We start from the raw sequence: 11,513 nt of genomic DNA, 5'->3' as shown, positions 1-11,513 counted from the left end.
CGTTTACTCAAATATGCTAAAATACAAACAAAAAGGATTTTTTATACCCATGTTAAAATTAAAACTTTTTTTACTAGCAATTTCAGTGAGTTTATTTGCAAGTTATGAGCCTTTAAATGTAGAGCTAAATTTATATAAAAACAAAGCCATACTAAAACAGTCTTTTGAAACAAACTCTAGTTCACTAAGCATTGATATTCCAGCTTTTGTAGACTTAAAAGATATAAAAATAAAATCTATTTGCAACATAAAAAAGTATGAATTATCCAACAATCAAACTTTTAAAAGTTCTGATGAAATAAATAATATAATATATAAAATTGAAGCATTAAGAGCAAAAAATAATCTTTTAAAATCTATTAAGGTAGATAATAATTTTGAAGAGATAGAAAAAATCTCAGATTACATAAGTACAAAATTAATAGAAAATTTAAAAAATATTGATGATCTAACAAACAAATTACAACAAATAAAACAAAACAACAGATTTTTAAATGAGTATAAAAAACTTGAAGTCAGCTTTACATGTAAAGAAAATTCAGCCAATAAAATAGAAGTTTCATTTCCATACAAAGATATAAAAGAATCAGATTTTTACAATATATATGCGAATACAAAAAACAAATCTGTAAGCATTGAAAAATTTAGCAGTATTGATTATAAAGGGATAAAAGATTTAGAAAATGTTGATATAAATATCTACTCTTACGCATTTAATGAAAATATAGCTCCTAGAAAGTTTTATCCAAGATATATTGGTCAGCCTACTACTTATAAAAAAAATATGGCTTTAGCAATGGCAAAAGCTGATTTTTCAGCAGAATCTGAAGCTTTTCACTCAGAATTAGTATCTAAATCCAAATACACTCTAAAAAATCAAAAACTAATCTCAAACCAAAATAATTTATATATGCTAAACAAAGAAGTTTTAGATGCAAATTTTGAAACTTTTATAGATGCTTATGGGACAAATAAGCCTTATATAAAAGCAACTTTTAAAAGCCATAAAAATTTTGAAAGGGGACTTGCAAATCTATACTTGGATTTAAATCCAATTGCTAAAAGAAATATCCAAACCATTAAAAAAGAATCTCTTAGTACTATGTATTTTGGAGAAGACGAGCATATACAAATAAAAAAAGAATTGATTAAAACACTAAATGATAAAACATTCTTTGGAGATAAAACAATCTCAACCCAAAACTGGAAGTATAGTATAAAAAATGCTGGAAAATATAGCAAAAATGTAAATTTTACAGAGCAAATTCCTGTATCAAAAGATGCAGAAATAAAAGTAAATTTTATAGGAGAGCCAAAGCCAAGTCTAAAAAGTCCAAATGGAAAAATCCAATGGAAATTTAGACTTGAAGCTGGCGAATCTAAAGATATTATTTTTGGATATGAAATTGTAAAAGACAATTAAAAAAGCATAGATTATCTATCATTTAGACAATCTATGCAAATTAGTCATCTCTCATCTCTTTTTTTCTTTTTATGTGTTCAAAGCTGTCAGTTTCGCTAGAATCTTCTTCATCATCGAAAATTCTTTCGTAGCCTAATTTTTCAAGCTCTACATCTATTCTTTTACCGCTTAGTCGACCCTCAAGTTTTGACATAATAGCATCAATGTCATCTTGGTCAACACCATTAACTACCATCTCATATACATATGCATTCATGTTTTTCTCTTAAACAATTATTTAGACTTCAAAGAATAAATCTACAATGCTATACATAGATAAAATCTATAATAGTAAACGTAATTATAATCAACAAAATGAAGATTTTTGCTAAAAATAATCTTAAAATGAAAAAAAAATTATCTTCTTAAAAAACTAAGATTTTTTTACAAACTCTTGTTTGATCTTGATAGCTCCAATTCCTGGAATTTTGCAGTCGATATTGTGTCCGTCATTTCCTTCTACAACTCTAATACCTTTGATTTTTGTACCAACTTTGATACCACTAGAGCTTCCCTTTACTTTTAAATCTTTTATCACTGTAACATCATCGCCAGTTTTTAAAACATTTCCATGTGCATCTTTTACACTAAACTCTTCTTCTTTTTCTTCATTAGCTGACCACTCATGAGCACACTCAGGACAAACTAATAATTCTCCATCTTCATAAGTGTATTCACTCCCACATTTTGGGCAATTTGGTAAATTTTCCATTTTTTTCCTTATTTTGTTTTATTCGTGATATTATATATAAAACTAAAAACTTCTGCAACTGCTTTGTATAGATTTTGTGGGATTTCTTTGTCTATATCTATTTTTGTTAAAAGTTCAACCAAATCTTCATCTTTTTTTATAGGTAGTTCATTTTCTTCAGCAATTTTGATAATTCTCTCAGCAATTTTTCCCTGTCCTTTAGCCACAACTTTTGGTGCATTCTCTTTTTTTTGATTATACCTGAGAGCTACTGCTTTTTTCATCCTACTGCCCAAACTCTTTGATTTTATCTAAAAAAAGTTTTCCGTATCTCTCAAGCTTGACTTCTCCAACTCCATTGATTGCTAAAAAACTTTCTTCATCTTTTGGTAATACACTTGCAATTTCTTTTAGTGTTTTATCTGAAAAAACGATATACGGAGGAACTCCATCTCTTAAAGCAATACTCTTTCTAAGCTCTCTTAGTGCTTCAAAATGCTCATCTTTATGAATAAAATCTATCTCTTTTTTAGCCAATGATACTTTTTTATCTTGCTTTTTAAAAATGTCAACTTCTGCTTCAACTTTTACATTTCCTTTTAAAATCTCAGCTCCAAGTGGAGTTAAAACAAGCTCTCTAAACTCTCCTCTACTTATAGCTTTTAACTCAAACAATTTATCAATTACCAAGTTCCAACTAGTACTGCTAATTTCACTTCCAATTGCATAAACACTTAATTTATCGTGATTGTTATCTAAAACTTTTTTGTTTTTACTTCCTCTTAAAATATCAACGATATGAGCTTTACCAAAGTTTTGATTTGTTCTATAAATCGTAGAAAGAACCATCCTAGCTTCTTTTGTTATATCAATCTCATCTTCATACTCTTTTTGACAATTATCACACAAAGTATTGCAAGGAGCTATCTCTTCTTCAAAATAACTCGTAATTGCCTTGTGTCTACACTCTTTAGAGTTTGCATAAGCATAAAGCTCTTCAATCTTATTTTTTGCAAAGTTTTTATATCTTTCATCTTCTATTTGATTCATCAGTTCACTTTTTTTAACAACATCACCCATAGAATACAAAAGCAAACATTCACTTTTCAAACCATCCCTTCCTGCTCTTCCTATCTCTTGATAATATCCCTCCATACTCTTAGGCAAATCCATATGAACAACAAATCTAACATTTGATTTATCTATGCCCATTCCAAAAGCTATGGTTGCTACTATTATTTTTACTTCATCTTTTACAAATTTATCTTGCGTATCTCTTCTAAGTTCATTACTCAATCCTGCATGATAAGCCAAAGCTTCAAAACCTCTAGTATTTAAAAACTTTGCAACTTCTTCGCTCTCTTTTCTAGTAAAAGTATATATAATTCCGCTTTCACCTTCATAGTTTTTTAAAAAATTCACAAGCTCAATTCGCCCATTTCCCACTCTTTTTTTCACATTTAAAATGAGGTTGTCTCTAAAAAAACTTCCTTTTAGTTTAACTGGATTTTTTAATCCAAGAGCTTCTACTATGTCATTTGCAACTCTTTTTGTAGCAGTTGCTGTAAAAGCTGCTATTGGGATATGTGAAAACTCCTCTTTTAAAAAATGAAGACTTCTATAATCAGGGCGAAACTCATGTCCCCATTCGCTCACACAATGAGCTTCATCAATCACAATAAAGCTAATATCAAGCTCATTTAAAAGCACTTTAAATCCATCAGTATTTGCTCTTTCAGGGGAAACATATAAAAGTGAAACTTCATGGTTATATAGTTTTGTATAAACCTCATCAATTTCAAATGCATTTTGCTCACTAGTTAGTTTTTGTGCATTTATGCCATTTTGCTTTAGAGCCATTACTTGGTCGTTTATGAGAGCGATTAAAGGAGAAATAACTATGGCTACTTTATCCCTAAAATAAAGTGCAGGAAGCTGATAACAAAGTGATTTTCCTCCACCAGTTGGCAAAATCGTAAGTAAGTCTCTACCTTCAATGATAGCTTTTATACTTTCTTCTTGAAGAGCTCTAAAACTATTAAATCCAAATTTTTCTTGCAATATCTTTTGTATCATATCTCTATATTAATCCCATTTCCAAGCTCCATTGAACTTGCATAATTTCTTGTATCTTCTTTTAATTTTTTATCTTTTTTAGAATCAAAAAGTTGAATATTTGAAGGAACCAATCCTAATTTATTCATACCTTGTTTCAATGCCAACAAATTCTCTTGTACCAACTCTAAAAAATCTTTGTTTTGTGTAAAAAAAGAGACATTTACATGTACATCTTCAAAAAGCATCAACATCAAATCAATACTACCATACTCTTTTAATTTCAAGTTAATCTCACAAAAAAATCTATTTTCTTTTAACCTTTTCAAACTAATCTGCCCACCTTCTAAACTATCCCAAGAAAATGGCAAATATGAAGTTAAAGAGTTTGAACTAAGAGAAACAAGTTGAAAATAATCAATATGAGTTAAAAGCCTATCAACTTGAACTAATATATCTTTATGAATTGGAGTTTGAGTTGAATTAATTTCATGTTTTATACTAAGAAGTGTAGCTTTAACATCATTTAGTAGCTCAGGTTTTAAAGGCATTTTGAGGTTTTGATTTGGAACAATCTTTTTGCTTTGAATTTGCTCTTTTATAGTAAATTCTAATTTATTTGCTAGTTTTTCTACCTCTACATGTAAAGGGCTTTTTATATCTGTTTTAACTAACTCACTTTTTAAGATATTAACTACTTGCTTGATTTGTTCAGATACACTTGCATTATTTAAACTTTTTGGAAAGACTTCTTTAGTAGCTATGATTTGATTTGCTATATTTGTAATTTGAGCTTTTTCATTTATACTTGTTTTACTAATCAATTCTTTTAACTCTGTCATACTCTCTTTTATATTGCTAGTTACTTTCTCAATCTCTTTTGGAGGAATTTCAACCAAATTACTAATTTTAGATTCTATTAATTTACTTTCTTGAGCAATGTTATCAAGCTTTGCAGTAATCTTAACTAGTGGTTTTGCTTTTAAATCTGATAGTAGGGTTTTTATATCTTGCATAAAAACCTTGTCTACTTTTTTCGCATCTAAAAGTCTGTTTATTGTTTCTACATGTAAAGTACTTTTTGGTATGTTTTTTTGAATTTCTTGTTTCAGTTCTAAAAGTGTATGTTTTATATGAGTGTTTTTTTCTAAAGCATTTTGTAATTTAGTTAAAATATTATCAATTTTATTTGGCAGTACTACATCTTTTTTTATATCTTTTATCAAGTTTTCTAAATTGTTTTTAAATCCTTTATCCATCTTTTTAGAACTCAAAAGTACATCAATGCTTTTTACATGTAAAGACTCTTTTTTGATTTCATTTTTTAGTTGCAATAAAATATCTTTTATAGGAGCATTTTGTTTTATAGCACTTTCTAGTTTTGTTAGAGGCAATGATACTGATTTTACTAAATTTACATCTTGTTTTATATCTTTTATCAAATTTTGAATGGTATTAAAAAAATTTTTGTCTGCTTTTTTGGCATTTAAAAGTAAATCTATAGTTTTTAATATTTTAGGAGAGTCATTTGAAATGTATTTTTTTAGAGTCGCTAAAACCTCTTTTAAATTTTCAGGCATAATATCTTTTGTTTGATTTGCCATTTTAGACTCCATCAAAACTCCAGAATTTAATAGGCTAGTTTTTATATTTTGAGGATTTATATCTTTTACATGTAAAAGAAGTTTTTCTAAAATAGGAGCAAATTTAAAAAGAGACTTATCGCTCTTTATAGAATTTAAAAGTGTGTTTAACTCCTTGCTTGTATTTTGTACCTGCTTTGATATTTCATTTTGCTTTAGACTTTCACTCACACTCTCTTTTGTTTTTGCATTTAAACTCAAATCTTTTAGTAAAGTTTGTATCAATTTACTTGATGTTATCTTTGGTGCTTGTGTGTTTGGAGCTTTTGTTTTCGTATCTAAATTTACAAATTTTTTTACACCCTCTTTTATGTTTTTTATATTTTCTTTAGAAGAGAGTTCTATCATCTCTTTTGTAGAAACTCTCAACTACTTACTCTCTTCAAGCATTTTTTTCATCTTTCTTTCCATCCTCTTTTCAAATGCTTCATTTGATGGAGTTTCAGGATTTGCAAATTTTGCCTTTCCAAAAAGTACACATCCCTTATCTCCAGGATCACACTCTTTTTTTATGATATCACATATGCCTCTTACATCATGTGGACATGTCCATCCGCCTTCATTCATTCCTCTTCCTTTTTATCTGAAAATTGTCTACTTATTATAACTAAATCGGTTTAAGGAAAAAAATTTGAAAAAAATTAGTTTTTTTGCATTTTTCCTTAATATTAGCTTAAAATTATCTGTATTTTGTTAAAAAAATCTTACTTTAATAAAACTAAGCTTAATTTTAATCTGATGAGTTTTTGCTTTTAAGTTAATATAAGAGTAATTTTGAAACATTTTTTAATTTAATAAATTTATTTTTATATAATTTATTTTATTTTAAGCTTATTTATGTATTATTTCAAAAATACTTTAAAGGATATGAAATGGAAAAAGAAGAAAAATCATTACAAATTTTAAAATATGTTGATATAGCAGCGATTTTTTCACTAATTGGTTTTGGTTACGCATTGTCTTTAAGTATTGCTTAATTATAACAGCTATTAAGTATACAATCACGTTAGTATACTTTTTATCTAATCTAAATAACCTTTGAGCAGTGCAGTTGTACCTGATAGTATAAATTGCACTGCAATCGCTCCTACTATCAAGCCCATCAAACGACTTATAATTTTTTGACCTGTTATTCCTAGAAATTTTCTGATATAAATACTGTTTTTAAAAGAAAGATATACACTAAATGCAACAATTAAAAAAGCAATTATAAGTGCTAAGAGTTCACTAATACTATGAGAATGACCTTTTAGTATGACAATGGTAGCAAAAATACCCGGGCCAAAAGTTATAGGAATTGCAAGAGGGATTACAGAAAAATCTTCATGAGTTTTTACCTCTTCTCTCTCCTCTTTTGTTTGGTTTTTGCTCTCATTTGCTCCATTTACCATCTTTATGCCCATAAGCAAAAGTATAATTCCACCCATAACTTTAAGAGAATCAAGCTCAATTCCAAAAATCTTTAACAAAAAATTTCCTAAAAAAAGTACCAAAAAAAATGCTATTACAATAGTCAGGGTAGATTTATATGCTATTTTATTTACTTCTTCTTTAGTCGCACTAGAATGAAGGAGTGAGAGCATAATGGCACTCACCCCTAGTGGATCAACAATGGCTAGCATTGTTATAGTATTTTGTAAAAGAGTGTTTAAAAATTCCATTTACTATCTTTAAAATTCCGTCTTTAAAACAGCTCCGCTGCTAGCATTTGTTACAAGTTGTCTGTATTGTTTTAGCCAACTTCCTTTTATCTCTTTTACTTTTGGTTTAAACTCACTTCTTCTTTTTTCAATCTCTTCATCACTAAGATTTACTCTTATCTCATATGTATCAACATCGATAAAGATTTCATCACCATCTTTTAATAGACCTATCATTCCGCCTTCAGCTGCTTCAGGGCTTACATGACCAATACTAAGTCCTCTAGTAGCACCGCTAAATCTTCCATCAGTTATCAAAGCAACACTTGCTCCAAGTCCCATACCCATAATAAGACTTGTTGGAGCTAACATTTCTTGCATGCCAGGGCCTCCTCTAGGACCTTCATATCGTATTACAACAACATCCCCAGCTTTTACTTTTCCACCAACTATACCATCAATTGCTTCTTGTTGAGAATCAAAACAAACTGCCTTTCCAGTAAATCTTCTCTCCCCTGTAATTCCAGCTGTTTTTATAACACAGCCTTGTTCTGCTAAATTTCCAAAAAGTATAGCAAGTCCACCAACTTTTGAATATGGATTATCTAAGGTATGGATGATAGATGTGTCTTTAATCTTGGCATCTTTAATTCTCTCTTCAATCGTATCTCCTGTAACTGTTAGGTTATCAAGATACATAGCTCCATTGTCTCTTTTTGCAATTTCAGCCATAACAGCTCCAACTCCACCAGCTCTATTTATATCTTCCATATGAACTGTACTTAATGATGGAGAAATTTTTGCTATGTGAGAAACTTTTTTACTTATTTTGTTAATGTCAGCTATGTTAAAATCAACTCCAGCTTCTTTTGCTATAGCTAACATATGTAAAACTGTATTTGAGCTTCCACCCATCGCCATATCAATTGCAAATGCATTTTTAACTGCTTTTTCATTTAGTATATTTCTAAAATTATATTTTTCATCAAGTGCGATTTCACAAACTCTTTTTGCAGCAGCTCTTATGAGAGCTTCTCTTTCAGGAGTTAGAGCTGGAATAGTTCCATTTCCAGGAAGTGCTATACCCATAGCTTCCATTAGTGTATTCATAGAGTTTGCAGTAAACATTCCAGAGCAACTACCACCACTAGGACATGCATTGCACTCCAAATCACTCAAATCATCTTCGCTAATTTCACCTGATTCAAACTTACCAACACCTTCAAAAACAGTTGCTAAATCTATCGGTGTTCCATCTTTTTTTGTATAACCCTTTTTCATAGGTCCGCCACTAACAAAAACCGTAGGAACATTTACTCTTAATGCGCCCATAATCATACCAGGAACTATCTTATCGCAGTTTGGTATACAAATCATAGCATCAAGTTTATGTGCATTCATAACAGTTTCTATTGAGTTTGCTATAAGTTCTCTTGAAGGAAGAGAGTAAAGCATACCATCATGCCCCATTGCAATACCATCATCAACTCCTATTGTATTAAACTCAAAAGGAACACAACCATTTTTTCTTATTTCATCTTTTATAATTCTTCCATACTCTTGCAAGAAAAAATGACCAGGAATAATATCTATGTAAGAGTTGGCAACACCGATAAATGGCTTATCAAAATCCTCTGTTTTAACCCCTGTTGCTCTAAATAAACTTCTATGTGGAGCTCTATCATAACCTTTTTTTACTTGATCACTACGCATACCAATCCTTCAATTTTTTTCTTATTATAACGAAATTTTAAAAAATTTTATATATACCCTTTACATTTAAGAAAAGACATGATATAATTTCACCTCATTTTTGATTGCGGGAATAGCTCAGTGGTAGAGCACAACCTTGCCAAGGTTGGGGTCGCGAGTTCGAACCTCGTTTCCCGCTCCATTTACTTGATACAAAAAATGCGTTTGCCCGGGTGGCGGAATTGGTAGACGCAAGGGACTTAAAATCCCTCGCTCCTTTACGAGCGTGCCGGTTCAAGTCCGGCCCCGGGCACCACTTATAACTTGTTTTGAAAATGAAACGAGGCGACAAGAGGCGACATAGCCAAGTGGCTAAGGCACGAGCCTGCAAAGCTCTGATCCCCGGTTCGAATCCGGGTGTCGCCTCCAAAATTTTACATATCATTGTCGGGAGATGGCAGAGCGGTTGAATGCACTGGTCTTGAAAACCAGCGAGGGTAATACCTCCGGGAGTTCGAATCTCCCTCTCCCGGCCACTACTTTTTAACCCCCTAAAATAGGGACTTAAACTAATTTATTTTTTTAAAGTAGTTAAATTAATCAAATATTCCTAAATTTTTACTCATGTTTCGTACATCATTTTTAATATATTTGTTATATCTTCTAAATAACATAGACGCATCAGCGTGACCTAAAATTTGAGAAATTAAATTTTGATCTATTTTTTGAATTGTTTTTTATATCATACTACAAGCCAATAATTAACCTTTTTGCAAATATATGCTAAAATATTCTTGCACTTTTACATGTAAAGGTTAAATATGTCTGATATATTGGATTTGAAAGAAGAAATCGGTGATTTATCAATACTTTATGTTGAAGACAATGATGCCTTAAGACAAAAAGCAACTAAGCTTTTAGAAAAGATATTTCAAACTGTATATTCAGCTTCAAATGGTAAAGAAGCAATAGAGATTTTTAAAGAGCATTTTTCTCCGATAATCATAACAGATATCAATATGCCCGAAATGGATGGCCTAGAACTTGCAAAAAGGGTTCATGAGATTAATCCAGATGTAAAGATAATCATAATGTCAGCATTTGATTCGCAAGAGAATTTGCTCAAATCTATAAAATATAATATATTTGATTTTCTAAAAAAACCAGTGGAGGTAAAAACACTAACTTCTACACTTTTTAGAACTATAAAAAAGATAAAAGATGAAGAAGAGCAAAAAATCTTTTATGCGCAGTTAAATGATATCTTCAACTATCAAAGCTCTATGTCAATTCTTTTAAAAGGAAGAAAGGCTCAAGTTGTTTCCCAAAAATTTCTTAACTTTTTTAAAGTAGAAAGTGCAAAAGATTTTAACCATAAATTTCATGATTTAGGAACTAAGTTTTTAAAACATGATGGCTTTTTGTATAACGATGAAAAACGAGATTGGTTTGATGAAGCTTCAAGAAATCCAGATAAACTTTATCATGTAAAAATAGCTGATACAAAACACAAAATGCACCATTTTATATTTAAACTGCATTATATACCAAAAAGAAAGGGTTATTCTATTGTATCACTTGATGATATTACTGAGCTTAATTTACTTGGTCTATTTGATAAAAATCAAGAACAAAATGACTCATACGAAGAAGAACAAAGAGCTATATTTGACCTTTTAAGGGTTATTTTAAACAATGGAGCGCAAGTAACTCTTTATAATTATTACAGAGGTATAAGTATAGTAAATGATGCAATTATTTCTGAAGTTTTGGATGATAAAGTAGTATTAAAAAGTACTTTTACACAACAAAAAGCAATACTAAGAGAAAAAGGAGCTTTGATTTACTCAGAAGCCCTGCCAAAAGCTGTACTTTGTAAAAATGTTGTTAAGAATGATTTTGAAACTCAAACTATAGTATTTTCAAATCTAAGATTTTTAGAACACTCTGCGATAGAGAGAAAGATAGTAAGGGTTGAGCCTGATAAAGATCATACAATTTCTATGTTTTTTAATGGCCGTAAATCATTAACTCCTATGAAAATTTTAGACATCTCGCTAAATGGTATAAAGATAGAAGCAAGTAGCCTTCCTGTTGGATTAGAAGAAGAAGCAAAAGTTAGAATAGACATGGTATTTACTGTTGATAAAAAACATATGATTATAAATAGCGATGCAAGTGTTTATAAAATAGTAAAAAAAGAGAGATCTTATTACATAATCTGTTTTCTTCATCCAGATGAAAAAGGAAAAAGGACTCTAACTGAGTATATTTCAAAACAGCAAATAAAAATAATAAAAGAATTTAAAGGTTTAAGATAAATAACTAAA

General features: G+C 29.9%; 10 protein-coding genes and 4 tRNA genes. 6 read left to right on the top strand and 8 right to left on the bottom strand.

Translation table 11 applies throughout. From position 1 onward, the window contains the following. Positions 1-49: 49 nt before the first annotated feature. Positions 50-1,423 carry a DUF4139 domain-containing protein gene (locus tag ACKGJI_RS00160; RefSeq protein WP_458700553.1) on the top strand — a complete coding sequence of 458 codons (1,374 nt, stop codon included), beginning with the start codon at positions 50-52 and terminating at the stop codon, positions 1,421-1,423. A gap of 40 nt (positions 1,424-1,463) precedes the next feature. Here ACKGJI_RS00160 and ACKGJI_RS00155 read toward each other — a convergent pair whose 3' ends face one another. The 8 genes from ACKGJI_RS00155 to ilvD form a co-directional block, all read right to left on the bottom strand. Further along, on the bottom strand, positions 1,464-1,679 hold the full coding sequence (locus ACKGJI_RS00155; protein ID WP_458700552.1) for a hypothetical protein: 216 nt from the start codon (positions 1,677-1,679) through the stop codon (positions 1,464-1,466). 156 nt (positions 1,680-1,835) lie between these two features. Beyond that, entirely contained in the window at positions 1,836-2,174 is a 339-nt protein-coding gene (locus ACKGJI_RS00150; protein WP_458700551.1) for a zinc ribbon domain-containing protein YjdM, read from the bottom strand. A gap of 8 nt (positions 2,175-2,182) precedes the next feature. Further along, on the bottom strand, positions 2,183-2,437 hold the full coding sequence (locus ACKGJI_RS00145) for an EscU/YscU/HrcU family type III secretion system export apparatus switch protein (protein ID WP_458700549.1): 255 nt from the start codon (positions 2,435-2,437) through the stop codon (positions 2,183-2,185). A gap of 1 nt (position 2,438) precedes the next feature. Then, positions 2,439-4,229, bottom strand: coding sequence for a DNA helicase RecQ (recQ, locus tag ACKGJI_RS00140; protein WP_458700548.1), 1,791 nt, complete (start codon positions 4,227-4,229; stop codon positions 2,439-2,441). Beyond that, the gene (gene fliK, locus ACKGJI_RS00135) at positions 4,226-6,220 is read right to left on the bottom strand and encodes a flagellar hook-length control protein FliK (RefSeq protein ID WP_458700547.1); all 1,995 of its coding nucleotides are present in this window, start codon (positions 6,218-6,220) and stop codon (positions 4,226-4,228) included. Before fliK ends, recQ begins: the two co-directional genes overlap by 4 nt. Continuing rightward, positions 6,221-6,418: a hypothetical protein gene (locus ACKGJI_RS00130; RefSeq protein ID WP_458700546.1), complete on the bottom strand. Its 198-nt coding sequence runs from the start codon at positions 6,416-6,418 to the stop codon at positions 6,221-6,223. Positions 6,419-6,873: 455 nt separating this feature from the next. Beyond that, entirely contained in the window at positions 6,874-7,512 is a 639-nt protein-coding gene (locus tag ACKGJI_RS00125; RefSeq protein ID WP_458700545.1) for a MarC family protein, read from the bottom strand. A gap of 9 nt (positions 7,513-7,521) precedes the next feature. Then, entirely contained in the window at positions 7,522-9,204 is a 1,683-nt protein-coding gene (gene ilvD / locus ACKGJI_RS00120) for a dihydroxy-acid dehydratase (RefSeq protein WP_458700544.1), read from the bottom strand. 106 nt (positions 9,205-9,310) lie between these two features. Between ilvD and ACKGJI_RS00115 the strand changes: the two genes are divergently transcribed. From ACKGJI_RS00115 to ACKGJI_RS00095, 5 genes are all read left to right on the top strand, one after another. Then, positions 9,311-9,385, top strand: a tRNA-Gly gene (locus ACKGJI_RS00115). Positions 9,386-9,410: 25 nt separating this feature from the next. Next, positions 9,411-9,499 (top strand) — tRNA-Leu (locus ACKGJI_RS00110). A 38-nt stretch (positions 9,500-9,537) separates the two neighbouring features. Further along, positions 9,538-9,612: transfer RNA gene (locus tag ACKGJI_RS00105), tRNA-Cys, on the top strand. 19 nt (positions 9,613-9,631) lie between these two features. Then, positions 9,632-9,719, top strand: a tRNA-Ser gene (locus ACKGJI_RS00100). Positions 9,720-10,004: 285 nt separating this feature from the next. Beyond that, positions 10,005-11,504, top strand: a complete 1,500-nt coding sequence (locus tag ACKGJI_RS00095; protein WP_458700543.1) for a response regulator transcription factor — start codon at positions 10,005-10,007, stop codon at positions 11,502-11,504. The last annotated feature ends 9 nt before the right edge of the window (positions 11,505-11,513 follow it).

The organism is Sulfurospirillum sp. 1307, assembly GCF_054408545.1.
Note: the sequence above shows the minus strand (reverse complement) of the source record. Positions and strands in the feature narration are given on the sequence as shown.